At 61.7% G+C, this 24,595-nt stretch carries 33 protein-coding genes and 1 pseudogene; 12 read left to right on the top strand and 22 right to left on the bottom strand.

The genetic code is table 11. The features are described from left to right. From FJ867_RS08875 to FJ867_RS08885, 3 genes are read left to right on the top strand one after another with little or no spacing between them, the layout of a single operon-like run. A complete protein-coding gene (locus FJ867_RS08875) occupies positions 1-966 on the top strand; it encodes a hypothetical protein (protein WP_140817174.1) in 966 nt (321 codons plus the stop codon). Continuing rightward, entirely contained in the window at positions 966-1,295 is a 330-nt protein-coding gene (locus FJ867_RS08880) for a hypothetical protein (RefSeq protein ID WP_140817176.1), read from the top strand. Before FJ867_RS08875 ends, FJ867_RS08880 begins: the two co-directional genes overlap by 1 nt. Further along, positions 1,282-1,617: a hypothetical protein gene (locus FJ867_RS08885; protein WP_140817178.1), complete on the top strand. Its 336-nt coding sequence runs from the start codon at positions 1,282-1,284 to the stop codon at positions 1,615-1,617. Before FJ867_RS08880 ends, FJ867_RS08885 begins: the two co-directional genes overlap by 14 nt. On the opposite strand, the gene FJ867_RS08890 is transcribed toward FJ867_RS08885, so the two are convergent. From FJ867_RS08890 to FJ867_RS08895, 3 genes are all read right to left on the bottom strand, one after another. Beyond that, complete coding sequence (locus tag FJ867_RS08890) at positions 1,595-2,722, bottom strand: acyltransferase (protein WP_140817180.1); 1,128 nt, start codon at positions 2,720-2,722, stop codon at positions 1,595-1,597. The genes FJ867_RS08885 and FJ867_RS08890 overlap by 23 nt on opposite strands. Positions 2,723-2,853: 131 nt before the next feature. Beyond that, positions 2,854-3,006 (bottom strand): hypothetical protein, encoded by a 153-nt coding sequence (locus FJ867_RS28700; protein WP_181168338.1) that lies wholly within the window; start codon positions 3,004-3,006, stop codon positions 2,854-2,856. Between the two features lie 13 nt (positions 3,007-3,019). Then, entirely contained in the window at positions 3,020-3,235 is a 216-nt protein-coding gene (locus tag FJ867_RS08895) for a hypothetical protein (protein WP_140817182.1), read from the bottom strand. 55 nt (positions 3,236-3,290) lie between these two features. Between FJ867_RS08895 and FJ867_RS08900 the strand changes: the two genes are divergently transcribed. The 3 genes from FJ867_RS08900 (at position 3,291) to FJ867_RS08910 (ending at position 5,010) form a co-directional block, all read left to right on the top strand. Continuing rightward, positions 3,291-4,142 carry a glycoside hydrolase family 108 protein gene (locus FJ867_RS08900; protein WP_140817184.1) on the top strand — a complete coding sequence of 284 codons (852 nt, stop codon included), beginning with the start codon at positions 3,291-3,293 and terminating at the stop codon, positions 4,140-4,142. Next, the gene (locus tag FJ867_RS08905) at positions 4,139-4,432 is read left to right on the top strand and encodes a hypothetical protein (protein ID WP_140817185.1); all 294 of its coding nucleotides are present in this window, start codon (positions 4,139-4,141) and stop codon (positions 4,430-4,432) included. The genes FJ867_RS08900 and FJ867_RS08905 overlap by 4 nt, the downstream gene beginning before the upstream one ends. Before the next feature lie 206 nt (positions 4,433-4,638). Further along, a complete protein-coding gene (locus FJ867_RS08910; RefSeq protein ID WP_246675033.1) occupies positions 4,639-5,010 on the top strand; it encodes a DUF1515 family protein in 372 nt (123 codons plus the stop codon). 132 nt (positions 5,011-5,142) lie between these two features. Here the strand turns inward: FJ867_RS08910 and FJ867_RS08915 are convergent, their stop codons facing one another. The 3 genes from FJ867_RS08915 to FJ867_RS08920 form a co-directional block, all read right to left on the bottom strand. Then, positions 5,143-6,177 (bottom strand): hypothetical protein, encoded by a 1,035-nt coding sequence (locus FJ867_RS08915; RefSeq protein WP_140817189.1) that lies wholly within the window; start codon positions 6,175-6,177, stop codon positions 5,143-5,145. A 128-nt stretch (positions 6,178-6,305) separates the two neighbouring features. After that, the gene (locus FJ867_RS28710; protein WP_181168340.1) at positions 6,306-6,482 is read right to left on the bottom strand and encodes a hypothetical protein; all 177 of its coding nucleotides are present in this window, start codon (positions 6,480-6,482) and stop codon (positions 6,306-6,308) included. Continuing rightward, complete coding sequence (locus FJ867_RS08920; RefSeq protein WP_140817191.1) at positions 6,479-6,667, bottom strand: DUF3606 domain-containing protein; 189 nt, start codon at positions 6,665-6,667, stop codon at positions 6,479-6,481. The genes FJ867_RS28710 and FJ867_RS08920 overlap by 4 nt, the downstream gene beginning before the upstream one ends. A 129-nt stretch (positions 6,668-6,796) precedes the next feature. Here FJ867_RS08920 and FJ867_RS08925 point away from each other — a divergent pair, with 129 nt between their 5' ends. Both FJ867_RS08925 and FJ867_RS08930 read left to right on the top strand, forming a co-directional pair. Next, on the top strand, positions 6,797-7,660 hold the full coding sequence (locus tag FJ867_RS08925) for an ATP-dependent DNA ligase (RefSeq protein ID WP_140817193.1): 864 nt from the start codon (positions 6,797-6,799) through the stop codon (positions 7,658-7,660). Then, on the top strand, positions 7,657-7,887 hold the full coding sequence (locus tag FJ867_RS08930) for a hypothetical protein (RefSeq protein WP_246675028.1): 231 nt from the start codon (positions 7,657-7,659) through the stop codon (positions 7,885-7,887). The genes FJ867_RS08925 and FJ867_RS08930 overlap by 4 nt, the downstream gene beginning before the upstream one ends. Here the strand turns inward: FJ867_RS08930 and FJ867_RS08935 are convergent. The 6 genes from FJ867_RS08935 to FJ867_RS08965 form a co-directional block, all read right to left on the bottom strand. Beyond that, positions 7,884-8,129 carry a hypothetical protein gene (locus FJ867_RS08935; RefSeq protein WP_140817194.1) on the bottom strand — a complete coding sequence of 82 codons (246 nt, stop codon included), beginning with the start codon at positions 8,127-8,129 and terminating at the stop codon, positions 7,884-7,886. The genes FJ867_RS08930 and FJ867_RS08935 overlap by 4 nt on opposite strands. A 3-nt stretch (positions 8,130-8,132) precedes the next feature. Further along, entirely contained in the window at positions 8,133-8,396 is a 264-nt protein-coding gene (locus tag FJ867_RS08940; protein WP_140817196.1) for a hypothetical protein, read from the bottom strand. A 193-nt stretch (positions 8,397-8,589) separates the two neighbouring features. Then, positions 8,590-8,778, bottom strand: a complete 189-nt coding sequence (locus FJ867_RS08950; RefSeq protein ID WP_140817199.1) for a hypothetical protein — start codon at positions 8,776-8,778, stop codon at positions 8,590-8,592. Positions 8,779-8,796: 18 nt separating this feature from the next. After that, positions 8,797-9,501, bottom strand: a complete 705-nt coding sequence (locus FJ867_RS08955) for an SOS response-associated peptidase (protein WP_140817201.1) — start codon at positions 9,499-9,501, stop codon at positions 8,797-8,799. A 9-nt stretch (positions 9,502-9,510) separates the two neighbouring features. Next, positions 9,511-9,891, bottom strand: coding sequence for a hypothetical protein (locus FJ867_RS08960; RefSeq protein WP_140817203.1), 381 nt, complete (start codon positions 9,889-9,891; stop codon positions 9,511-9,513). After that, positions 9,891-10,478, bottom strand: coding sequence for a hypothetical protein (locus tag FJ867_RS08965; protein ID WP_140817205.1), 588 nt, complete (start codon positions 10,476-10,478; stop codon positions 9,891-9,893). The genes FJ867_RS08960 and FJ867_RS08965 overlap by 1 nt, the downstream gene beginning before the upstream one ends. A 100-nt stretch (positions 10,479-10,578) precedes the next feature. Between FJ867_RS08965 and FJ867_RS08970 the strand changes: the two genes are divergently transcribed. Continuing rightward, on the top strand, positions 10,579-10,872 hold the full coding sequence (locus tag FJ867_RS08970) for a hypothetical protein (RefSeq protein ID WP_140817206.1): 294 nt from the start codon (positions 10,579-10,581) through the stop codon (positions 10,870-10,872). Continuing rightward, complete coding sequence (locus FJ867_RS08975; RefSeq protein ID WP_140817208.1) at positions 10,869-11,243, top strand: hypothetical protein; 375 nt, start codon at positions 10,869-10,871, stop codon at positions 11,241-11,243. The genes FJ867_RS08970 and FJ867_RS08975 overlap by 4 nt, the downstream gene beginning before the upstream one ends. A gap of 313 nt (positions 11,244-11,556) precedes the next feature. Here FJ867_RS08975 and FJ867_RS08980 read toward each other — a convergent pair whose 3' ends face one another. From FJ867_RS08980 to FJ867_RS09020, 8 genes and pseudogenes are all read right to left on the bottom strand, one after another. Then, on the bottom strand, positions 11,557-12,120 hold the full coding sequence (locus FJ867_RS08980) for a type II toxin-antitoxin system HicB family antitoxin (protein ID WP_140817209.1): 564 nt from the start codon (positions 12,118-12,120) through the stop codon (positions 11,557-11,559). A 671-nt stretch (positions 12,121-12,791) separates the two neighbouring features. Then, a pseudogene (locus tag FJ867_RS08990) lies at positions 12,792-13,197 on the bottom strand (methyltransferase); the annotation flags it as partial. A gap of 378 nt (positions 13,198-13,575) precedes the next feature. Then, on the bottom strand, positions 13,576-13,779 hold the full coding sequence (locus FJ867_RS08995; protein WP_140493912.1) for a CsbD family protein: 204 nt from the start codon (positions 13,777-13,779) through the stop codon (positions 13,576-13,578). A gap of 155 nt (positions 13,780-13,934) precedes the next feature. Then, positions 13,935-14,720, bottom strand: a complete 786-nt coding sequence (locus FJ867_RS09000) for an SDR family oxidoreductase (protein ID WP_140817213.1) — start codon at positions 14,718-14,720, stop codon at positions 13,935-13,937. Next, positions 14,717-15,712, bottom strand: a complete 996-nt coding sequence (locus tag FJ867_RS09005) for an ABC transporter permease (RefSeq protein WP_140556947.1) — start codon at positions 15,710-15,712, stop codon at positions 14,717-14,719. The genes FJ867_RS09000 and FJ867_RS09005 overlap by 4 nt, the downstream gene beginning before the upstream one ends. A 105-nt stretch (positions 15,713-15,817) precedes the next feature. Continuing rightward, on the bottom strand, positions 15,818-16,858 hold the full coding sequence (locus FJ867_RS09010; protein WP_140515774.1) for a sugar ABC transporter substrate-binding protein: 1,041 nt from the start codon (positions 16,856-16,858) through the stop codon (positions 15,818-15,820). A 39-nt stretch (positions 16,859-16,897) separates the two neighbouring features. Further along, entirely contained in the window at positions 16,898-17,662 is a 765-nt protein-coding gene (locus FJ867_RS09015) for an ATP-binding cassette domain-containing protein (RefSeq protein WP_140817215.1), read from the bottom strand. Beyond that, a complete protein-coding gene (locus FJ867_RS09020) occupies positions 17,662-18,825 on the bottom strand; it encodes an ROK family transcriptional regulator (protein WP_140666908.1) in 1,164 nt (387 codons plus the stop codon). The genes FJ867_RS09015 and FJ867_RS09020 overlap by 1 nt, the downstream gene beginning before the upstream one ends. Before the next feature lie 149 nt (positions 18,826-18,974). On the opposite strand from FJ867_RS09020, the gene FJ867_RS28715 reads away from it, so the two are divergent. Continuing rightward, entirely contained in the window at positions 18,975-19,142 is a 168-nt protein-coding gene (locus FJ867_RS28715; RefSeq protein ID WP_181168489.1) for a hypothetical protein, read from the top strand. A 36-nt stretch (positions 19,143-19,178) separates the two neighbouring features. Here the strand turns inward: FJ867_RS28715 and FJ867_RS09025 are convergent, their stop codons facing one another. Then, positions 19,179-20,483 (bottom strand): M23 family metallopeptidase, encoded by a 1,305-nt coding sequence (locus FJ867_RS09025; protein WP_140817217.1) that lies wholly within the window; start codon positions 20,481-20,483, stop codon positions 19,179-19,181. A gap of 159 nt (positions 20,484-20,642) precedes the next feature. Further along, positions 20,643-21,110, bottom strand: a complete 468-nt coding sequence (locus FJ867_RS09030) for a peroxiredoxin (RefSeq protein WP_140817219.1) — start codon at positions 21,108-21,110, stop codon at positions 20,643-20,645. 95 nt (positions 21,111-21,205) lie between these two features. Between FJ867_RS09030 and FJ867_RS09035 the strand changes: the two genes are divergently transcribed. Then, the gene (locus tag FJ867_RS09035; RefSeq protein ID WP_140817221.1) at positions 21,206-24,595 is read left to right on the top strand and encodes a DUF3971 domain-containing protein; all 3,390 of its coding nucleotides are present in this window, start codon (positions 21,206-21,208) and stop codon (positions 24,593-24,595) included.

The raw sequence follows: 24,595 nt of genomic DNA on the forward strand, positions 1-24,595 counted from the left end.
ATGGCCGTTGTTCCGGACTATGTGACGGGCACGATCACGCTCACCAGCGGCTCGGCGAACTTCACCTCGACGGGCGCCGCGCTGCAATCGGCGGCGGTCCGCGCTGGCGACGAGATCCTCCTGCCGGCCAAGGGGCTGGTCCTGGTGATAGGCTCGATCACCGGGGAGAATGCCGGCACGCTTGTCGAAAATTGCCCGGCCGGTGCTGCCGGCGCAGCCCAGCCCATGCGCATCCGTTTCCAGTCGGACGGCTCGCGATTGACGGCGCAGGCGGCGACGCTGATCGAGGCCCTTGCCAATGGCAATCTCGCCGCCATTGCCGACCTGACCAGCGCGGCCGACAAGCTGCCATACTTCAGCGGACCCGGCGTCGCGGCCATGGCCGACTTCAAGGCCGCCGCCCGCGCGCTGCTTGGTCTGACAGCCGCAGCCGACAAACTTCCCTATTTCGACGGGGCAAACAGCGCGGCTCTGGCAACGTTCACAGCGGCGGGCCGTGCGCTGGTAGGCGGAGCCAATGCGGCGGCCATGTACGCCACGTTGGGCGCTGTTCCAAACGGCAATATCTCGGCCACGCTTACCGCCGACAAGGCATTCCGCCAAGGGAACATTCTCGCGACCGTAGCGCAATCCGGCGGCGTTCCGACTGGCGGCCTCATTGAAAGCGGCAGCAACGCCAATGGGTCTTACGCTAGGTTCGCAAACGGAACACAAATCATATCGCGGCAATTCACATGCGTCGACACCGGCCCGGCCACGGCTGCTTTCCCCGCGACATTCATAGATACAAGCTACAGCGTGGGCGCTATCGGAAACGGTTCGACTTCATCCTCGGTGACTAGCATTAAAGCGGCCAGCAAGGCGACCAACTCGGCCGCCTTTGTGGCCAACTTCGTGTCGGCATCTTTCCCGTCACAATACGTGACCGCTGGTATCGACATCCTCGCAATCGGAAGGTGGTTTTGATGCGCATTTCGTTTTCCCCGCAACGCCGCGACGACGCGCTGGTGCTCGAAAAGACCGGCGACGTTCTGACCATCAACGGCGAGCAGTTCAACTTCACTGGTCTGGGCGATGGTGACACGATCAAGGCCGAAGATGTCCCCTGTGAGTTTATCGTCGGCGACGTCACCAAGGCAGACGGTGAGGTTCACATTGTTCTGAGCCTGCCGCATGGACCGAACCCTTCACAGGCCGTCGCTTTTCCTGTCGACATCGTGGTGACGGAAGACGGGTCGGTCGTCGTGCCGCATGATGAGGCGCCAGTAGAGGAGACCAACGATGTGGACGCCTGATCCTTCCATCATCAGCACGGCTGCTCAGAAGGCGGCTGAAGCGCAGGCGACGCTGCTGGCGAGTTTCCAGACGGCAATCCAATCGCTCGTCGACCAGACAGCCAAATCGCGCTTCTATGCCGACGGAAACGCTCTTGCCGGCTATGTCGCCTCGACCGTGTCGGACTGGTCTGCCGAGGCGACAGCCTTCCTTGCCTGGCGCGATGCCGTGTGGGTCTATGCCTATGGAGAACTGGACAAGGTCACGGCCGGCGAGCGGAGTATTCCTACGGTTGAGGCGTTCCTCGCGGAGCTGCCAGCTATGCAATGGCCTTCGGCCTGAGCGGGCGAAAATCAATGATCCGGGCGATCGATTTCCGCAACGGCGGCTCTAGCGCCAATGTGATTGCTATCGATAGCGCGATTACGATCGCAAAGGTGCAGATCAGCGCCGTGTATCGCTCGACACCTTGCAGAGCGATCGCCCGCAGAATGGCCGCACCGATGATATCGTGCAGCAGATAGAGCGGATAGGTCGCCGTTCCGCAGAGCCGTATCCAGGCGAGTGTTCTTTCCCCGATTCGTGCCGATAGCAGCGCGTCGAACCGAACAGAGGTCGCCATGAGGGCGATGGCTGCCACCCAGATGCCGACAGGCACCCAGCGCAGCGAGGGATCGTTGTGATAGGAGGCCGGCGCGGTCATATAAATCCCGACCATACCGCCAATGACGAAGATCGAAAGTGCCGCGCTGCGCACTATGGTTGGCCTGATCATCAACGATGACCACAGGAAAACGCCGGCGGCGAAGTATGTTCCGAAGGTGAAGGTCAGGTCCCGTGCTCTCCCTTGGATAGGAAACGCGAGCGGGTGGACGTAGCCGTGCGATGCGGCCCAAGCCCAGATCCAGAACGTGGCACTGGTTATGCCTATGATGGCCATTGCGGGCTCGACCCATGAAAATCGACGAATCGCGAGCAGCGCCGCTACGAAAATGTAGAAGCTCACTTCAATGCCAAGGGTCCAATATACGCCATCGATCCAGGGCCCGTAAAAGTTGAAGGTCAGGGTCCTGATGTAGCGCTCGACCAATGCCGGCATTGGCAGCCAGCCGATCATCACAGCGACGGCAAAGGTCATCGTCGCGCAGATGAAGGCCGCGGGTACAAGCCTCAGGAAACGAGCGCGAATGAAGTGCCATGGCGTTGCGTTCGCGGCCGAAAATGCGATGACAAACCCTGAGATGACGAAAAATATCTCGACACCGAATCGGCCCCAAAAAACGAACGGTGCCAACTCCGGGAATAAGACCGCCTCTTGCAGAACTGATCCTGGCGTCGACGCCTTGAACCCTGACCAATAGGCGAGATGAAAGACCATCACGGCCAGAGCGGCAAAGATCCGGGCAACATCCAGGCCGACAAGCCTTGGCTTTGTTTTCAGCGTCAAAGTATTGGCCCCCCGGCCGCATTGGCCGGTGACTGTTTAGCCTAAACAATGAGCGGCTGTCCAATTAGTTCTAGTGCAGGCCGGTGAGGGCCAGATCGGGGCGTCTGGTTGACGTGCGCGAGCGCCGCGCCTCAGTACCCCAAGAGGTGCCGCAGCCCCACGATCGGCAGGTAAACCGTCCAGACCAGGCAGACCAGGATGGCGACGACAACGCCCATGGCTGGCGCCCATTCCTGCCACAGTTTCAGCAGCCGCCCGGTCCAGGCTTCCAGTTGAGTTTCCATCGCCTACGGGCCTTCAGCTTGGTTTGCGCAGCACGTTGAGAACCACATCGGCGTCGTTCTGATCGCCGCTCACCATCACTTCCCATAGGCCGTCGACCAGCAGGAGATGTCCGCCGTCATAGGTGTGGATTTCGCCGGCGTTCAAAACCGCGTCTCGCAAATGCTGCCGTAGCTCCAGCCACGGTTTCGGCAGCGATACCCAATCCCCTTGGGGTTCGTCGTACTTCATCCCCTGGCCCTCCCGGGGCCGACCATAGCCAATCATCATCCCGAAAGGAAACCCCATGGCCGTTTCGCGCGAAAAGGAATCGCTTGCCAAGGTGCTGGTGCACGAAGGCGGCTATGTGAACCATCCGGCCGATCCGGGCGGCCCGACCAACAAGGGCGTGACGCAGCGCGTCTATGACGGCTATCGGAAGGAAAAGGGCCTGGCGAAGCGCTCGGTCAAGAGCATCACCAGGGACGAGGTCGGCGAGATCTATGATCGCCAGTACTGGGACGCGGTGAAGGGCGACCTGCTGCCTGACGGCGTCGATTACGTAGTGTTCGATGGCGGCGTGAACTCCGGGCCCGGCCGCTCGATTATGTGGCTTCAGCAGGCGCTTCGCCCGATCTATACCGGGCCGATCGACGGCGTCATGGGCGTGGGCACGCTGGCGGCGCTCAAGGCTGTCAACAACAACGACGCGCTGATTGATCGCATCTGCGAGGCGCGCATGAACTTCCTTCGCCATCTCGGCACGTTCCCGACCTTCGGCAAAGGCTGGACGGCGCGTGTCGCCGAAGTGCGCGCGATCGGCAAGGCCTGGGCGACCGGCGAGAAGCCGCAGGCCGCCAGCTTCGTCGACGGCGGCCAGGCAAAGGCGCTGGTCGAGGATGCCAAGGCAGCGCCTTCGACCGCGCCGGCCGACCTGGCGACCGGTGGCGGTGTCGCGGGCGGCGGGCTCGCTGGCACGTTAACCGAGCTGCAGAACCAGATCTCGCCGCTCTCGTATTCGAGCGAGCTCATTGGAAGGGTCGTCGTCGCCCTGGCGTTCGCGAGTGCGCTGCTTGTCATCGGCGGCCTTGCCTATCGCTGGTATGTCAACCGCAAGGCCAAGCGCCTGGCCGAAGCGCTCGGGACCGCGCCGGCATGACCTGGTTCATCTCCCTGGTTGCCGGCCTCCTCGGCGTTCCCCGCCCGCTGGCCGGCATCATCATCTGGGTCGCGATCGCCGCCGCCGTCTCCGGCACCGCGCTCGGCGGCTACGCACTCATCAAGCATTGGGGCGCCGACGAGCTGCGCGCCAAGATCGAAAAGGAGAATGCCGATGCGATCCAAAAGGGCATTGATGCTCGCATGTCTCTTGACGAGTGCATCGACGCTGGCGGCGTGTACGACTTCGGGCGTCAGCGGTGTAACGCCGCTTCGCTCGGCCCTCGGTAACAGCCTTGCCGGCGCGCAGGGCAAGACCATCGCCGACCAGAACAAGATCGACCGCACCATGGCGCCAGGCTGCGCGGTGAAACTCTACACCCGGGTCGAATGCGACCTGCACACCAAGGCAAGCGCCGCGCGCCGCGCCGAACTGAAATCATAGCATTGCATCGAGGGCGGGGATGATGCCGGTATCTGGGACAAAAAGCTTGGAAATGATGATCGGCGGCCTGCTGCAAGCGACGCAGGACATGCAGCGCGACATCACCGAGATCCGGCGCGACATCAAGGATAGCGATGCCAGGGCGGCGCTCAGCTACGAGCAATCGGAACAGCGCGCCGCTGCCAGTCGGGCGAAGATGTACCAGAAGACCGACGAGCTGGTGGAGCGCGTGAGTGCCACCGAAAGCGCGGTCAGCAAGCTCAATGCCGACATGACCAGCGTCAAGCAGGTGACGGCCGAGGTGACCAGGTGGAAGCTCATGGGGCTTGGCGCACTGGGCGTCACCGGAATCGCGGCCGGCGCCATGGCGTCGGCCATCACTTACTTTTGGCACGACATATGGCGCGTGCTGCGGGGAGGGTGATCCTGCCGAGATTCATGCGTCGAAGTGCAAAGCGCATGTGATTGCCTGAACTACCAGCCGCAAAGCAAGACCCCGGCTTTGGGCCGGGGCTTGGTGTGGGATTACGCGGGCACCGCGCACGAGCTCATTACGTCAATTAGCCTTCGCCGCGTTTCCATCTGATCCTTCGACTTTTGCGGCTTCGCTACCTTCGGCGGGCTCAGATCCTTTCGCCCGCGTTCGATTAGCCCGCGGGCGATTTCTTGCTGGGCTACCAGCCACTTCTGCTTTTCCATGACTTTCCTCTCCCCCGTTAAACGAAGCTTCATCATCGTTCGCCACCTCACTGGCAATGTCGCTGAGACGCAACACTAGACCGTCTTCTCGCTCAGAAAGCATGATTTCGGCGAAAGTTCCAATCAATTTCCAGAGTGCGTCCGTGGGGCCATCGATGTTTTTGAACATCTGCCGTGCCTCTTCCTCATCGATTATAAAATCATGTGAGGGGTAGTTTTCGGTCAACCAATCGACGTGGGCAGGTTCGATATTGCCTGAATACATTGCCAGGCGCTGACCATAGTGAACAGCAACCTGAAGGTCCCGGTAGTCGCTCCCCAAGCCCGTCGGCGAAATTTGTTCATAAATGGGTGCAAGCAGGCCGGTGGTCATTTCGCCAGCAACAGCTGACGCGACTGAGAAGCTGATATTGTCGCCGGAACGGGCCTTTATCGAGAGCAGGATGTGTTCGTAGACGTCAAAGGTTTCACGCTTCAATGCTTCAAACGCCGAATGGCTAAGTAGCCCCGATTTGCGAGAAAAGATCTCGTCTCGCTCATAAAGTTGAACGTCAAGAGGGCCCAATTCGGAGAACGGACCCATGATCAGGTCATGGGCACCCACGGCGAGCAGCGTTCCCGCGCTTTTGCACACGCTGGGAATGCAGATCGTAAAGTGCTCGTACTGGTTTTGAAAAAATCTTGCAATCTTGTAGGCTGAGTTCGCCAACCCGCCGTTTGTCGTCAGCAGCAACAATGCGTTCGGCCGAGTTCGATTGAACGACTGAACTATTCGGCCGTAGCCTTTGTGGTCTATTGCTGCGGAGTATAGATAGATGTCCGCGTCGTACTCGATCTCTGCTGCGCGGACCACGTCTGCCGCATCCGTCGCGTCTTCTTCAGCTTTTGCCATTTTTGTCCCCACCCGCTGTATTGGTGCTTCAAATTTCAGCAAAGCGCAAGTTCGGATTTTTTGGAATGGGGTGGCGTTCTCGCAACCAAACCTCCGCGGCCGCTCATCTGCACGAGATGACGGCAAGCTCAGTCGATCTCAAGCGGGTCGTGGTCCGGCTGTTCGTGCCACATGACCTGCCGCAGGTCGCGCATATCAACCTTTTGACCGCAGACTTTGCACGTGTAGAAATTCTCCTCCTCGGGGATGTGTTTGCCACCGTGCAGTTCGCCGGGAATGGGAGGGCCGAGGTCGGTCAGTTTCATTGTCCGCGCAGCTTTTTCGCTTCGAGTTCCAGCGTGGCGCGTTCGTTGCCGTGTCGCTTGATCAACTGGCGCACCTGTTCTGCGGTAATGCCGGCCTGCTCGGCGAAATACCGGACCTCATAGTCCTCATCGGCTGAAACGCGGTTTCGATCGCGGAAATCTCGTTTGCTCTTGTCGTCTGCCATTACGGTTCCTCCTCGCTCCCACCGATGGGCAACGCTCGGCCGGCATCTTTGTTGCACTCCGATGCCGGTTTCCGGTTTGGGAACCATTTTAGCTAAAGCTGATTGAGTCGCGGTCTTGCGAGTCAGTTCATGCGTTTGAAGTTCATCCCACCCATGGAACCGGAGCTTGTCGACACCCCGCCCGAGGATGACGACTGGTTGCACGAGGTCAAGTTCGACGGCTACCGCACACAGGTCATCAAGGACGCCGGCGGCATCCGCCTGCTGACCAGGAGGGGGCACGACTGGACGGGGCGCTACAAGGTCCTCGCCGAAGAAGCCGCGGCGATCGACGCCGACACCTTCATCCTCGAGGGCGAGGCCATCATGATCAATGAGGCCGGCCTGTCCGACTTCCACGCCTTGCAGGCGGCCGTCAGCAAGCGCACGCCGTCGCGCGAGCTCTATCTGGTCACGTTCGATCTGCTCCATCTTAACGGCCATGACCTGCGCGACATGCCGGTCGAGGACCGTCGCGAGATCCTGCATGAGATGATCCCGGCCGGGGGCCGCATCCAGTTCAGCGAAGCGCTGCCGGGAACCGGCGACGCCGTTTATCACCTTGCCTGCGAGGCGAACATCGAGGGCATCGTCTCGAAGCTCAAAACCAGCGCCTATCGCAGCGGCCCGACGATGAACTGGCGCAAGATCAAATGCTTTGACGAAAAGGAGATGGAGATCATCGGCGTGCAGCGCGAGACGGGCAAGCCGGCGATGGTGCTGATGGCGGACAAGGGCCACTACAAAGGCGGCGCCTTCGTCACCTTCAAGGCCGACAAGCGCCAGCGCCTGTGGGATCGCGTCCAGGGCAAGGTCGGCGGGCCGGTGCCGAAAGGCCTCAAAAAGGAAAAGGCCGAATGGTTGAAACCCGGTCTTGTCGGCCGGGTCAAATTCCTCAAGGGTGAGGAAAAGCTGCGCCACGCGAAGCTGGTGGACTACCGGGAGAACGAATGATGGCCGTAGCCAAGAAGGACCAGGAGCGCGCCGGCTATGCCTGGATGTATGGCGCCCAGGCGCGAAAGGATGGCAAGGAGCGCGCGGTGCCGGCCTACTGGCAGGAATTCGCCGACGCCTGGCTCCAAGGCTTTGATGGCCAGCCCATCGCCGGCGCGGGCAAGGTCTCACCAATCAGCGACCAGATGGAAGCGGAGATCGACGAGGCCGGTGTCGAGAAGAGCTAGAGCGACTTGCCGGCGCGGATCATCGCCCGCGCAATCGCAAGCTCCGCCTCGGTCCTGGCGTTCTCTTTCTGGGTCATGTTGTCGGCCGCGATGAGCCGCTTCAACGATTTCAGGATCTCGCCACGGCTCCAGCCTGCCTCCAGCATACAATCGACTATCGCTTGAAACCCCGGCTCCATGGCCTCCTGGCAATCGATCGATCGGTCCGGATATTCTTCCTGGCGCTTGGGCGGATTGATCATTTTTCATTCCATGTCGGGCACTTCGCCGCTGGTGAAAAGCACATTCGGCGAGCCGTAGTCACCCAGTGCGGGGTCTGCATCTCGGCTCCAGGCTATGACACCGACGTGTTGCGCGGCAAGCACCTTGGCCGTACGGATGGCTCGGTCTTCGCTCTGCTGGTCTGTCGGGCCATATGCGGTGAACAACTCACCGTCTTCGCCACGGTCGAACGCGACGACGACGATCAGTTTTGGTTTCTTCTGGTTAGGCAGAACATGATCAGACATTGCCGCTCCTAAAGATAATGATCACCGTCAGCCCGGTGCGACAGACAGAACCAGTGCGGATCCTGCCTCGGCCGAGCAAAGCCGAATGGCGCCCGCAGGCCGCACCCGGCATGTTCGCAGACGTGGTTTTCAATTCGCACTGGCTCGCGGGGTACCGCGGTTATGCCATCAGCAAGCCGGATCGGTTCGTCGCTCATCCGTAGCGCTTGCCGAGAGGAGGGGCCTTGAGCGCGTCAAGCTGCTCGTGAAGGTGGCCGTTCAGCACGATCATTTCCTTCAGGGCTTTCATCGTATCGCCCTTGTGCTGGGCGACGAATTTGTCGGCGACGGCTTGCAATGCTGCTTCCTGGCGACTGTCGAGAGTGATGATTCGGTTTGGCATGAGCGGTACCTCCACTGCCTAAAACAATGAGCCCTGCTGCGGCGCCTGCTGCGGGAATTTGATCTGCGTCGCTGGCTTGTCGACGATCACGAGGGCATCGTCGGGCGCGGGGCGCTGCAACTTCTTCGCCTCCGACCAGGGCGCGGTAAGCCAGGTCTCGATTTCTTCCCGGCTGGTCAGGATCACCGGCATGGCCTTCTCGTGGATCGGCTTGATCAGCGCGTTGGGCGCGGTCGTCATGAAGCCGTAGAGCTCGAAGTCGCCCGGACCATCCTTGACCTTGCGCACGCCATGCCAGGGCGTCCACAGGCCTGCGAAGAAGAACAAGGGACGCTCCTCGTTCAGCGCGAACCAGTAGTTCCGCTGGATACCGGTTTCGGGGTCTTTGTCGCCAGGCGTCGGGGAGGGCTCGGCGAAGCTTGTTACGGGAACGACGCAGCGATGCTCGATCCCGACATATTGCTGCCAATGACCATACTGTGGGTTGCGAATGTTCGTGGTGCCGTAGTCGGCGGCGCCTTTCACGCGCTCGGCCGGCGTCGGCATTCCCCAAAGGAGATTGGCGACCTCCCGCTGCCCATCTTGAGCGTTCCGAACCACTGGGCCCGGCCTGTTTGGATAGATGTCGATTGACGGTTCCAGGTTGCCCAGGATGTCCCGGAGGGCACCCGTCCATTGGCGTATGGCCTCTTGGCTGGTGGTGAGATTGTAGAGATTGCACATGTCTTGCCCCTAGTTGCGCAGGATCTCGGGAACGCTCAAAGGCCCAAGGTCGAGGATGCGCTTGTATTCGCCCGTGCGGCGCCAGGCACCCCGGATCTTCCCATTCTCCCGATCGCGTTTGGGATCGAACACGTCGCCGGCAAAATGGTCAAGAAACGCCTTCGCCGCGGCGGGGTCGGAAAAGCAGTGGATGCGGTAGTCCTCATATTTGCCGCTCGGCCATATCGCCTGCACCCGCCTTATCTGAGGCTTGACGCCGATGTCCTGGCAGAACTGCGTGATCATGGTCAGGTTTCGATCAGTGCAGATGTCATCCGGCAAGGCGACCTGGTGCGGCCAATCCCGGTCGATAACCGATGGCGCGGGCGTGACGCGATTGCGTTTCGGCATCAGTGTAACGACGGCTTCTCGGTAGCTGCCTCCAGCGCGTTGATCGCGTCGCGCACAGCTCGGCGCTTCGGTTCGATGGGCTCATCCGGGCGGAGATGGGAATGGGAGAGGGCGGTAAAGGCCATAGACAGGTCGCCAATAAGGTCGCGCATTGAAAACTGGTCGACGACCTCGGCAGCAACCCGCCAAGCCAAAACCACGTCCTCCCCGTTCAACGTATCCTTGCCATCTTGCTCGAGATGTTCGCGAAGCATTGCCAGCGCTGTCGAACGATCGGCGAGTTGCGTCTCGGGATCGGTCAGCAACTCCAGCCCCACCGATATGGGCATGCGGCTCTCCGGCCAGCTCTTACAGCAGGCCTCCAATGCTGCCGCATGGGCTTGCCCCCAAGCACTTGCGGCGCGGGACGCCGAATGGTCAGGGCCATCTTCGGGCGGGCCGTTGATGTCCCAACCTTCAACTACGAAGGCACCGTAAGCGGCTTCCTCGGCAGTGAAGCCAGCGAGTTCTAGTGCTTCCTCTGCTGCCGCTAAGCCTCGCGATATTTCCTCGGGCGATGCGCCCGGAACTGACAGAACGAGGTCCATATCATCCTCCTTGTGGCTATCCTGCCAACAGTGAACGAAAAGGGAACATTGGAGTCAAGAGGCTCTTGACGAGTGAGGAATATGTTCCTCATTTGTCAGCATGGCGCACGATCCGATCGACACGCTGGGCAAGGCGACCCGGCACAACATGCTCGTCAGGGCGGAATGCAGCTGCGGTAACGTCCGCTACTGCCGTTCAGCCGATCTGATGATGGTCTATGGCGGCGGGGTCGATCCGCTAAAGCTCAAATTCGATTGCAGCCGTTGCAAGCCGACCGTGAAAATCACGCTCCTGGAGGTCCATCCGGAACACCTCCCCACACGCCTGGTCGTCCACAAGCCGATGAAGGTGGACGGAAAAATCACCTGGCACACCGAGCGATTCCGGGGATGACCGATCGCCTAACCGTCCGTCTTGCCTATCAACGCGGCTGGCAGGTCGTGGATGGCAGCACCATACTGGAAACCTTCGAGACCAAGGAAGGCGCGTTCCAGTTTCTCTTAGACCGCTGCGCTCGTGTCCATCTCCGGTGGGGCAGGACGGTCATTGGCGGGCAAGACGCGCCATATGATTTCGCTGCCAGATTCCAGAGCCAGAGTATCGGCCGGATCTGGAAGGAGCTTCACGGCCCGTCCGCGGGTCTCTGGTTCTGGTCATGCTTCGTTGGCGGCGCCAGAGGATCGACTGAGACCAGGGACGAAGCCGTCTTTCAGGTCGAGCGCGCCTACACAAGGATCGTCGTCAAGGCCGACTATCCGAAGTGAACAGGCTCCGCACACTTCAGCGTCGATAAAAATTATTCTTCCAGTGTTGCGGCGTCGACTACATAGCTGGCAGTTGAAGGTGGGCTTTCGTCTGGTACTCGCGCCAAAGTTAGCCCTCCGATTTGCAACATCGCACCGGGTCTTGACTCCGCCTCGCTGGCACCAAAGGCCCCAACTGCCAAGCCCAGATCGAATCCGAGGGACCAACGGCCCTGCTTAATGCCCTGCTGTCGAAGCAAGAGCTTTGCGACCTCGGTCAGTGTGAACGATATCTGAGTTGTTTCTGCCATGTTATTGACCTTTGCGAGTTCAATCAGGCGATTTGGTTCGTTCTGCCAGGTACTGAGCTCGATGTACTTAGGATAGGGTTGCTGTGATCGGTCGATAGCCATTCCGGTGAGCGATGATGAGGCCAACTTAGGGGATTCAAGGTAGGCCCAACGCCGAGTATCCGAACAGCAGGGACTGGTGCGTTGACGACATAGTTGTTCAGGTGAACATAAATATCGTGGTGCTGACGCGCTCGCTTAGAATTCGTCGCCAATGCAGTCGCCAGCAAATATACGGCATATTGGTTTAGGCTCACGCCTTCCTCGTTCGCTCTTAAAGCGAGGCGAGCGTGCAAATCAGTTGGCATGCGCAGCAGGGTTTTGCCGCTGAATTTGGCCTTTACAGCTGGTTTTGAGGGCCGTGGAACGTCGTTACCGGCAGCCCGCGCGGCGTCCGCCCACGCCTCGATCGCGTGAGCCAACTCACTCAGAGCCTCCTGTTGAGACTCCCCGAATGCTGAGCAGCCTGGAAGATCCGGAGCAATAGCGATGTATCCCTCATCCTCATCACTCCAAAAAACCTGTGCGGGATATTTTTCACTTTCCATTTGCTAACCGAGCCTCATGTCTGTCGATTGCTTCCGCTAGTTGCTCGCCTTGATAGGCCGGGATTTTCCCGTTGCTTTTTCTTTGAAAATTAAGCCCGCTCGGATCACCAGGGCGGGCGTAGGCGGTGTGTCCGCCAGAACCGCCTTTCACATACCCGAGCTTTTCGGCGACTTTGCATGCATCTGAGAACCGAACATCCTTCGGGTTGTTCCGTATCGCGTCACAGAGTTTTTGAAACTGGCCCAAGCCGTGATACTACCCGTGGTATCGTCTCCAGCTAGTTAAGGAGGTCGATTGAATTTGGCAAGTGACGAATTTTTAATGTGATCGGGTAGATCCGCGAGAACGATGCGCTTAGACCGAGTTTCAACTTTCGCGTTTTTGCCGCCAATTTCGAGCATCAGAGAGTCGAAACCACCGTTTGAACAGATTGGCCGTTTCACTGGCCTGTCACGCCGGAGGTCGCGGGTTCGAGCCCCGTCACTCGCGCCATTTCTCCTAGGGGAAACAAACCCTTGGCTTGGGAGAAATGTCGACGTCGAATGTCAAAATGTCTTCTTGCCGGGGATAACCCAGACCTTGCGGATCTGGGACGTGGCTCCGCGGCCTGCTTGTTAAAAACATCCACACAGTGAAAGCGTTTCCGGACGATCAAGGCCGCAAGAGCCAATCACCTTGTCGCCGTATGAGCTGTGATGATCCACGCGCGCGAGTCGAAGAGTACGCCCTCGCTGGTCATATGCGCCTCCAGTAGATCGCGCAGCCGCAGCAATGCCTTGTCGGCCGCCTCATCGGTTCGCGCGAGCGCGTCCTTTACAAGTTAAAGGTCGATGATCGCATCAAACGCTCTATCGACGTCTGGCACATGGAAGACCGGTTCCCGCACGTCGATGAAATCGATCGAAACAAAGCCTGTCGTGCCCAGAAGTTCTGTAGCGAGGGTGGGATCGCCAAGTGAATACGGTTTGCGGGCATCTGCGGAAACCGCAGTTCCCGGGGCCAAAGGCTTGCCGAATGGCACCAGACCACTCGTTATTCTCCTGATTCTGCCACACCATCCACGCAAGGCGCGCGCCGTGCCGAGCGGAGGTGGCCGGCGCCCTTTTTTGGGGGCGGGTGGGGTAAACCCGACTTGCAGGACGCCGGCCAGGCGGGTTGGGGTCCGCCAGGAAGTATAATGCCGGAAAACCTTGTGGTTCGATATTCCGCGATAACGGAACATCTGCGCGACATGGGCGAGTTCCAGCCGATCTCAAGGGGCCTATGATCCGGCTGTTCATCTACGGGCGTAGGTAGCGCATATCGGCTTGCTGGCCGCAGATCTTGGAGGTGTAGACGTTGTGTTTTTTGCGTGCCGAGCGCCATCGTCTGGATGGCCAGGAAGGGCGGGGGAGCCCGCCCACCGTAGGCATAACGGCTCTCGGAAAAGAGGCCGTTTATGGCAGCTCTGCTATCTACCAGCCCTGCCGACTATACCAGTCGTCGACGTCTCGGCGTACGCGATCCTTCTCGATGCCGTAGCGTTCCTGGATAATGCCCTCAAGCTGATCACGTTTGCCGGCGATGCGGTCGAGATCATCATCGGTGAGCTTGCCCCACTGCTCCTTGACTTTACCCTTGACCTGCTTCCAGTTTCCTTCGACGCGGTTCCAATCCATTGTGACTATCTCCTGAATCACACATGGTAGAACGGGTGTATCGCCTTGAGGTTCCGGTGGGCCAAATCCCCGTCGATCACCGCCAGCGGAACGCTGCGGTTGCGCTTGCATCAGTGATGATGTGCGCCGGCTTTCTTGTTTCCCTCACGCGTTGTTCACGGCGGCGCCAGCCTGAAGTCGCTCCCCTCCGGCAGCAATTGCCCGCCATCAACGACAATCGTTGTGCCGGTGATGTAGCTGGCATCGTCGGAGGCCAGGAACAGGAAGGCATTGGCGACGTCGCGCGGGCTGCCCAGCCGGCCGAGCGGAATGGCGTCTTCCATGTTCTTGATGAAGGCAGCACCCCGGTGAAGCTCCATTCCCTCGGTGAGAATGTTGCCGGGTTCGACGCCGTTGACGGTTATGCCGTAGCCGGCGAATTCGAGCGCCGCCGAACGGATCAGCCCGTTTATGCCTGCCTTGGTCGCGGAATAGTGGCCGTGGCCGGGACTGGTGACGTGCGGTCCGGTGATCGAGGAGGTAAACAGCATGCGCCCGCGGCGCTGCGCCTTCATCGGCACCAGTGCGGCGCGAGCGGCATTGAAACTGCCGCGCAGATTGACCGCCATGACGCGATCCCAGTCGTCCGGGCTGGTGTTCTCCAGCAATTGCCAGGGATAAATGCCGGCGTTCTGGACGATGATGTCGAGGCGGCCATGGTGCGCGAGCGCCAGCGCGACGGCGGCCTCGACATCGGCCAAAAGCGAGATGTCCGTGCCGATGAAGGCGGCGTCAAGTTCACTGGCGGTCGCTCGCCCCACCTCGATCTCGGTGTCGGCAAGCACAAGCCTGGCGCCTTCTTCGGCGAAACGTTGGGCGATGCCCTTGCCGATGCCGCGCGCGGCGCCGACGATCAGCGCCACCTTGCCCGACAGTCTTCCGGTCTCTGGCCGTATGGTCATGCGAGCCTCTGGCGAATGGTTTGCTTGAAGGCGTCGAGCAGGACCGCCGCCAGCACCAGCAGGCCGTGAATGACCTGGGTGAAGTTGGCGGGCAGGCCCATCAGATTGATCGCCGTGTTGATGGCCGACAAAAGCAGCACGCCGGCATAGACGCCGGGTAAGGTGCCGACGCCGCCTTTCAGGCTGACGCCGCCGATGACGACGGCGGCAAAGGCGTTGAACAGCAGGCCGACGCCGAGATTGGCGGTGGCGCCCGATGTGCGGATGGCGAGCAGCCAGCCGGCAAGGCCGGCTATGGCGCCGGCAAGTACGAACGCGATGATCAGGTTGCGGTTGACGCGGATGCCGGCGCGGAAGGTCGCCGTCTCGTTGCCGCCGATCATCACCAGATGCCTGCCGAAAGGCGTCTTGGCCATAATCAGCGAGAAGACGACGAAGCAGGCGATCGCGATCCAGGCGGTGAGCGGCAGACCGATCAGCCGCTGGATGCCGAACCAGCGGATGGCAGGCGCCAGATCCTGCGCCGAGCGGCCGCCCGAAATGACCAGCACCAGGCCGCGCACCCAGATGTAGGAGGCCAGCGTGATGATGAAGGCGCTCATCTTGACCTTGACGACCAGGAATCCGTTGAAAGCGCCGATGACGCCGCCGACGGCAAGCGCCAGCAGCAGCGAGACCGGCACCATCAGCCAGTCCGGATGCAACTGTACGCCGAAGCCGATGCCCGAAGAGCAGAACAGGATGCCGACCACCATGGCGCTGAGCGCGGCCACCGATTCGACCGACAGGTCCATGTGCCCGGCGATGATGACAAGCGCCAGGCCGATCGACATCACGCCCAGCACGCTGGAGGCTTCGATGATGTTGGCGAAAATACCGAGCTGGAAATAGTTGGGAATGAAAAGGGAGAACACCACCAGCACGAAGACCAGCATGAACCAGACGAGATTATCGAGGACGAACTCGAGGATTTGACGGGTGCGGGGGCTCATGGGCTGATCCGGTTTGGGTTCGAATGCCGCGGCGGCTCTATGCCGGGCAATTCTGCCGGGCAGGGCGGCTCCGGGCGGGTGGCCCGGAGCCGTTCTGGGGAAGGTTTATTCGACGGGCTTAACGGTGTCCGTCGGCGGCTTCTGGTTGCCCCAGAAGGCTGGATTGTCGACGTTCTCCTTGGTGATCGCGGCACCCGGGATCTTGATGTTCGGGCCCCAGGCCTCCTTGGTCACCACTGATTTCAGCCCAAGCACGTCATAGTCGCCGGGCTTGATTTCCTGCTTGTTGACGACCTTGTCCATGAACATGGCGACGGCCGCGGCCTGCGCGTAGAGCGGCTGTTCGACTTCGACGTTGAGCCAGCCCTTGCGGATCAGGTCGAGGCCGACCGGCGCGCCGTTCGAACTCATCAGCATGACGTCGCCCGGCTTCTTGCCGGCGGCCTCGAGCGAGGCGACGGCGGCGACCGAAAGATGCGCGGCGTGGCTGAAGATCAGGTCGATGTCGGGGTTGGCAAGCATCTGGTCGGCGACGATGGTGCCGGCGTTGCTGGCCTCCCATTGCATGGCCGGCAGCGAGATGATCTTGACGTCCGGGAACGCCTTCATCTTCTCTTCAAAGCCCTTTTGGATGTCGAGCGTGTAGGGATCGCCGGGGTCGCCGAGCACCTGCAGGATCTTGCCCTTCACAGCGCCGTTCTTGGCCTTCAGCAGCGCTTCGGCCTGTTCGGCGGCGACGTGGCCGATCTCGACAGTGCCGGCTACCGAGGTGAAGTCGGACGGAGTGGAGGTGATCTGGCGATCGAATTCCACGACAGGTATGCCGGCCGCGCGCGCGGCCTCGATCGACGGCTTCAGCGCGTTGAAGTCGACGGCGGCCAGGATGATCGCCTTCGGTTTCAGCGCGATGACGTCGTTCATCTGCGATTGCTGGGCGTCGGTCTTGTTGTCGGCGTTCAGCGTCTTCATCTCGTAGCCGACCTGTTTCAGGAACAGTTCCAGCGCGCTCACCGAGCCGGTCTGGAACTCGTCGAGCAAGGTCGGCACCATGTAGTAGACGGTACCCTTGGACTGGGCGAATGCCGGCGTGAGCGTGGCAACTGCCAGTGCCAGGATACCTAGGACAGAAAGAAGTATTCGTTTCATGTCGTTGGCTCCTCTAGTGCCGGACCCCTCTTTTGTCCCTCAGTCCGCCGGTCCGGCACCGGCAAGCGTCTCTCCGGTGATCATGTTGATCACCGCATCGGGACTTGTTTTGTTGCGTGCGACATCGCCGGCCACGACGCCTTGCCGGATCACTACGATCCGGTCTGCGACCTGGAAGGCCTGCTGCATGATGTGGGTGATGATGACGACGCCGATGCCCTGGTTCGCCACTTGGCGGATCATGTCGAGGCCGCGCCGCGTCTGTTCGACGCCAAGCGCTGCGAACGGCTCGTCGAGCAGCACAAGCTTGCCGCCCCAGTGCACGAAGCGGTTGAGCTCGATGGCTTGCCGCTGCCCGCCCGAGAGATGCTCGACATTGGTGCGCAATGACGGAATACGGGTGCCGGCGCTGGCAAGCGCCTTGCCGACCACGGCCTCCATCGCCCGCTCGTCGAGCACTGGAATGCCGAGCACCTTGCGCGTGATCTCACGGCCCATGAAGAAATTGGCCACCACGTCGACATTGGTGCACAGCGACAGGTCCTGATAGACGGTCTCGATGCCCGCCGCCTTGGCCTCGGCGGGGGATTTGGCAAGGAACTCCTTGCCTTCGAACAGCATGCGGCCGGAGGTGGGCTCCAGGCCGCCGGCGATGATCTTGACCAGCGTCGACTTCCCGGCGCCGTTGTCGCCCAGCAACGCGACCACCTCGCCCTTGCCGATCGAGAAGCTGATACCCTTCAGCGCCTGGATCGCGCCGTAGTTCTTGGTGACGTTGTCGAGCACCAGCAAGGGTTCGCTCATCAGGCAACCTCCCCGGCTGTCAGAATATCGCGGCCGCGTTCGCGCTCGGCGGTGAACATCTGGCCGAAGCGTGGCGACAACACGCCAGAGACGGCCAATGCGGCCGCGCCGCGCAGCACGGCTTGCTGGCCGCCGCCGGCGACGACGATGCGTGGCGTCTTGCGGTCCTTGCGGGCCGAAACCGAATTGTGCAGAGGCGCAGCCGATCTCGCCAGGCGTTCGAGCAGGTCCGGCGCCGCCAGCCCGCCGAGCACGACCGTCTCGGGGTCGAAAAGGTTCTCGATGATGGCAATGGCGTTGCGGAAGATCGGGCCGACCTCGGCGACCCAATCGGCATCGCTGCCCTTCCAGCGCCCTCGCGCTTCGAGCGAGACATAACGTTCGAGGCAACCGCGATTGCCGCACGGGCAAAGCTCGCCATTGGGAACGACGGGAATATGGCCGATCTCGCCGGCATTGCCCCAGGCGCCGCGCAGCACGCTGCCGTCATGCATCATGGCGCTGCCAAGTCCGACGCCGAAATAGAGATAGTAATATTCGGAATGCTGGGCGCCGATGCCGTAGAGGCGCTCGCCCATGGCGGCCGCAGCCATGTCGCCGTCGAAAAAGGCCGGCAATCCTGTCGCCGCCGTCAGCCGCTCGCGCAGCGCCACGTCCTTCCAGCCGGCCATTGTGGTCGGCCCGATGAAGCTCATCGTGTCCACGCCGAACGGGCCGGGAAGCGCCATGCCGATGCCGATGACGCGGCCCGCGGCGCGCGTTCCGGTCAGGTCGCGGACCATGGCGCGGACCTGGTCGAACGCATGATCGGGCGTCGCGTTGGGGGCCTCGCGGTGCAAGCTGTCGATCACGTCACCGCTGAGATTGATCAGCGCCGCGTCGATCCCCAGCGGCGTCAGGTGGATGCCGACGGCATAGCCGCCCTCGGGATTGATGCGCAGCGTCGCCGGTGGCAGGCCACGGCCCTTCGGCTCCTCGCGTACGGACAGGACGTAACCCTGCTCCTCCAGTTCGCGAACGATGGTCGATACGGTTTGAACGGTGAGGCCGACATGCCTGGCGATATCGCCCCTGGCGATGGGGCCGTACCGGCGGATCGATTCGAGCACGATGCGTCGGTTGTACGGCCGCCCGAACTCCTGATTGGTCCCTCGCAATGCCATGCCTTGCGTCCCCGGTTGAGGCAAGGTTGGCACCAAGTATTTATTCAGTCAAATGGAATTCAAAAATGCGCCGCATTTGAGGGACGCGCCCGCTACGGCGGAAAAGCCGGCCGGTGTCCGGCTGATCACCGCGCCCTAGATAGCGGGACATGGATAAGATTTATGTCTTGCTGATCTTTGCCGCGGCCATTGCCATCATCTGCCTGGGCGGCAGATGGAACACATCTGATACCGACCACTATATGGGCTTCGACAATTTGCGGTCGCCCCGAAAGGGAAAAGCCCTGAACGGCGACAAGGATGCGAAAAAGCAATGAGGACGGCGCGGGATGGCGGCGGCCTGGGCCCGTTCGTTAGAGATACTGCGCGACCTTCTTGCCGACCGTGAGGAAACGCAAAGGATCGATCGCTTCGCCATTGTGGCGGACTTCGTAATGCAGATGCGGGCCGGTCGAGCGACCGCTGCTGCCGGTCTTGCCGATGACAGCGCCGGCATCCACTTTTTCGCCCACGGTCACGTCGATTTCGCTGAGATGTCCATAGCGCGTGGCAAATCCATTGCCGTGATCGACTTCGACCATGCGGCCATAGCCGCCATTCCAGCCGGCCTTGGTGACCACGCCTGGCGCGGTGACCTTGGCCGCCATGCCGATCGGCGCCCTGAAGTCCATTCCTGAATGCAGGGCGGCCGTGCCGAGGATCGGGTCGGTGCGCACCCCGAACGGGCTGGTGACGGAATGACCGGGTGCGGGATTCGCGAGCGGCAGTCGGCGTGCTTCCTTCTTGAGTTGGTCGAGCGTGTCCAGCGCCTCGTCCAGTTCCTTGACCTTGCTGTCGAAAAACATCGAGCTGTCGAGCGGGATCAGCGGTCCGCCGACATCGCTTTCGTTCTTGCCGAAGTCGCTGTCGACCGGCAGCCCGGCCGCCTCGAGCGCCTGGGTTATGGCGTCGGCATTCTTGTAGGCGTTGTCAGCAAGTATGCTGATGCGCGTGAGCTGTTCGTTCTCGATGGATTTCAACGACTTGTTGATCGAAATGAACAGCTTGTCGGCACGATCGGCTGCTGAATCGTTCGGCAGCGGATCGGAGCGGGTCGCCCACAGGGAGAACGGCCTGGTGTCGGCGGCGCCAGGGGCGGCGCCGAGGCTGGCCAGCGCGTAGCTTTGAGCAGGCTGGGCGATGCTGCCGGTCACTTCGGCGTGTTTGTCAGGCTTTGCCGGCACCGCCGGATCTTCGGCCGTCGCTGCGCCGACTTCATTTTCGGCGCGATCGAGCAGCGGGCCGAGGCGGCCGTGGCGCTGGCTGAGCTGCGTCTGGCGCTCCAAAAGCTCGCTCACCTTGGTTTCCATCAATTGCTGGTCAAGCAACTGCCGGCTGGTGATGCGGTCGACCTGGGCGCGAAGCGCCGAGATGCGGTCTTCGTAAGCCTGCTGCATGCGCGCCTGGCGCGCGGTCGTGGCGCCGATCAGGTCGTCGCGCAGCACGAGATAGGAGGTGGCCAGCAGGTAACCGATGGCGATCGCCGCCAGCGCCGAACCGAGAAATACAACCAGCCAGGGCCGGATCGTGAAGTGCCTGATCTCGCTGCCGCGGGCGATGATGACTGTATGCGGTTCCTTGCGCCTGCCAAAGATCGCGGACTGACCGGTTGCGTTCACGGGACCAAGCTTTCGTTTACGACACCACGACAGCCCGACTACACATTATTAAGGTTAACAAAGCTTTGCCGAAGCAAGACGCCGGCAAGAATTGCCCGCAAAGCGAGCATGGGGTTGCTTCGCGTCGCTTTGTGAAAACAAGGGCGCGGAGGCGCCCCCTCAAATCGCCCGCACAGCTTCCAGCACCTCCTCGGCATGGCCCTTGACGCGGACCTTGCGCCAGATCCTGGCGATGCGCCCGTCGCGGCCGATCAGGAACGTCGCGCGCTCGACACCCATGTATTTGCGGCCATACATCGATTTTTCGACCCAAAGGTGGCAGGCCTCGATCACCTTGCGCTCCTCGTCGGAGGCAAGGTCGATGGTAAGATCGTATTTCGACTTGAACTTGTCGTGCTTCCTGGCGCTGTCGGGCGACAGGCCGATCACGACGGCGCCGGCCTTCTCGAACTCCGGCTTCAGCTGCGAAAAGCTGATCGCTTCGGCGGTGCAGCCGGTGGTGTCGTCCTGTGGGTAGAAGTAGAGGACGACAGGTCTGCCGGCAAAGCCGGCCAGGCTGAGCGAACCACCGCCGTCCCGCGGCAACTCGAATTGCGGCGCGGGATCGCCCACATTGAGGTCAGCCATATCCATGCCCTTGTTTGAGGTTACGCGCGAAGCCACACCGATATAGTGTCGAGCGGGGATTCGTCCACGAGCGAGTTCGTAGAACGGAAAATTGCGTGGATCAGGAGCAACCGCAGCACGAGAAGATCAGGTTCAGGCGGGATGAAATCACCGACCTGGGCGCCTTGCCATCGGCTTGCCGCGTTCCGCCGCTCGGCCAGGCGGCGATCGGCCGCGGCTTTCGTATCCTATCGCGGCTGTTTGCCGGCGCCGTTGCGCTGGTGCTGCTGGCGGGGGTGGCTGTCTATCTCATCGGTGTCTCCGGAATAGGGGCCGACCGGCTGCGCGTCGAGGCGGAGGCCGCCATCGAGAAGCTTGCGGGCGTCGATGTCGATGTTGCGGTCGGGCCCGCCCGCATCACCCTCGACAGTTCGAGCTTCGTCGCGCTCCAGGTGAGCGACGTCAGCCTGAAGGCCAGCGACGGTAAACCCATGGCCGATGCGGGCAGGGTGCGTTTCGGCATCCGCCTGCTGCCGCTGCTTCGAGGCGAGGTGCGGCTGACCAGCGCCAGGATTTCCGATGCGCGCATCGTTACCGCGGCGATGCCGTCGGGCGGCGACTGGACGGCCGAACTGCGCAATCGGGACGGGCTGATCGATCCCGAAAAACTGTCCGATGCGCTCTTTGCCAACATCAATCACGCTCTCGATGCGGTGCGCGAGGAATCGCTGCACCGTATCGATCTTCACAATGTGGCATTCGTTTTGCCCGACACCGAGGCGGTCAGGTTGATCACAGTCGCCGACGCGGTCGTCCTGCAGTCGGGGACAGGCGGCATGGAGTTCTCCTCGCAGGCAAATGTCGACGGCAAGGCGGTGACCGTCGCCGCATCCGCCAGCCGCGATGCCGTGACCCGGCGCGTGATGTCGCTGGATGCCACCGTCGGCATCGCCGAAGACGGCGGCGAAAGCGGCGCAATGGCGTCCGGCGGCAAGTTGGGGGCGCTCAGCGTGACGCTCAAAGGGTCGCAGGGGGCCGACGACACCGCGTCGCGGCTGACGGCTGCCCTGTCGTCCAGGGGATCGGTGCTTGATCTCGGCACGCGTGGCCTGCTGTCGGCCGATGTCGATCTCGGCGCCACGCTCGTCCGCGGCAGCAACAAGATCCAGGTGGACAGGCTGTTGCTGAAGACCGGCCGCTCGACCTTCGATTTCGCCGGCTCGATCGGGCCCAGGCCCGCGACCGGCGCCGCCGGAGAGGAGCCGGCCTACCGATACGATCTGACCAGTGACGGCTCGACGCTGGCGCCTTCGGAATCGCCGGAGCCAGCGCTCACCTTCCTTGCCCGCATCGCCGGCGTCTACCAGACCAAAAGCCATAAATTGGTAGCCGATCAGATCGCAGTCCGGTCGGCCGCTTCCAGCGAGGTCCTTGGAACCGCGGCCGTGCAGTTCGTTGATGGCAAGGCTCCAGGCATCAATCTGGCGCTCAACGTGCATGACATGCCGGTCTCGCACGTCAAGCAGCTTTGGCCATGGTTTTCGGCGCGCAATGCACGGCTCTGGGTATTGGACAATCTGTTCGGCGGCCGCGTCGTCGATGCCAATCTTCAATTCCAGGTGGTGCCTGATCGCCTCGGCAATGGCGTGCCGCTTTCCGCCGACGAGGTGTTCGGCCGCTTCCAGATCGAAGGATCGCGTTTCGACACGGCTGGCCGCATTCCGCCGATACGCGATGCCGTCGGTGTCGTCGCCTTCCACGGCAATGACGTCGATATCTCCCTGTCCTCTGGCACCGTCTTCATGCCCAGCGGCCGCACCGTGGCGGCCAGCAACGGCACGCTGACCGTCAAGGCGGCCAACCGCCCGCCGGTCGTCGGCGCGCTCGACATCGACGTTGCCGGCGAAGCGTCCGCGGTCGCTGAACTTGCCTCCTACGAGCCGATCAATGCCATGCGCCATGTCGGCTTCCTGCCCGAAGACCTGTCCGGCAGCGTCACCGGCCATGTCAGGGCCGATATTCCGCTGCAATCCGGCGTCGACAGCTCGAAGCTCGATTGGCTGGTATCGCTCGACTACAGCGGGCTTTCCTTGGCCAAGCCGTTCGAAGGCCAGACCGTGACGGATGCCGATGGTTCCGTCACGGTCGACCCTGAAAAGGCTGTCATTTCCGCCAAGGCATCCCTGAACGGCATTCCGGCCGAACTCGACCTGATCGAGCCGCTGGAGGATGGCGGACCGGCACGCAGCCGCAAGGTGGCCCTGGTGCTCGACGACAAGATCCGCGCCGCCGCCATGCCGGGGCTGGCCCCGTTGCTGGGCGGAACAGTGAAGGTAGCGATCGACAAAAGCGGGGAGGGCAACCAGAACGTCTCGGCCGACCTGACCAATGCCAGGCTCGACATTCCCTGGGCCGGATGGAGCAAGGGGGCAGGGGTCCCCGCAAGTGCCACATTCGTCATGACCACGTCCGGCGACACCACGACGCTGTCCGACTTCGACCTCGACGGCAAGACATTCTCCGTCGACGGCAACATCGTGCTGGTCAACGGGGCCCTGTCCTCGGCAAAGTTCAGCAAAGTCGCCCTGAACCGGGGCGACGACGTGGCGGTGTCCGTCAAGCGATCGGGCAGGGGCTATGCAGTCAACGTCAGCGGCAATGCCCTGGATGCCCGCTCGCTGATCAAGCAGTTCACCTCCGACGTCGACACCGCGACCAAGACGACGGGCGCCGACGCGATTTCCGTCAGCGCCGACGTCGATCGGCTGACCGGTTTCCACGACGAGCAATTGTCCAACCTCAAGCTCGATTACAGCGCGGCCGGTTCGAAGGTGAACGGGCTGAAGGTCAGCGCCACTGCAAGTTCGGGAGCCGCCATAGCCATCAGCAACACGAGCAGCGCCGGCCGGCGCTCGCTCAACGTACAGTCGGCGGACGCCGGTGCGATACTGAGATTCCTCAACATCTACGAGCACATGGAAGGTGGGGCGATTGCCCTGGCCTTGTCGGGAGCGGGCGACGGGCCGATGAAGGGCAAGGTGGACACGACCAACTTCTTCGTCGTCAACGAACCGAAGCTCGCCTCCATCGTCTCGACCACGCCGGCAGGCGACAGCCGCAGCCTCAATCAGGCGGTCAAGGGCAAGCTCGACACCTCGCGGGTACAGTTCGAACGAGGCTACGCCGAGATCGAGAAGGGCAGCGGCTATCTCAGGCTGGCCAATGGCGTGCTGCGCGGTCCCCGCATCGGCACGACGTTCCAGGGCACGCTCTATGACCAGAACAACAACATGGACATGACCGGCACCTTCATGCCGGTCTACGGCCTCAACCGCATCTTCGGTGAACTGCCCATCGTCGGCGCGCTTTTGGGCAATGGCCGCGACCGCGGCCTGATCGGCGTGACCTACCGGCTCAAGGGCAACGCCAACAAGCCGCTGCTCGACATCAACCCGCTCTCGGTGATCGCGCCGGGGATATTCAGGTCGATCTTCGAGTACCGGTGA

The sequence above is a fragment of the Mesorhizobium sp. B2-5-3 genome, from assembly GCF_006441005.1.
Taxonomy (GTDB): domain Bacteria; phylum Pseudomonadota; class Alphaproteobacteria; order Rhizobiales; family Rhizobiaceae; genus Mesorhizobium.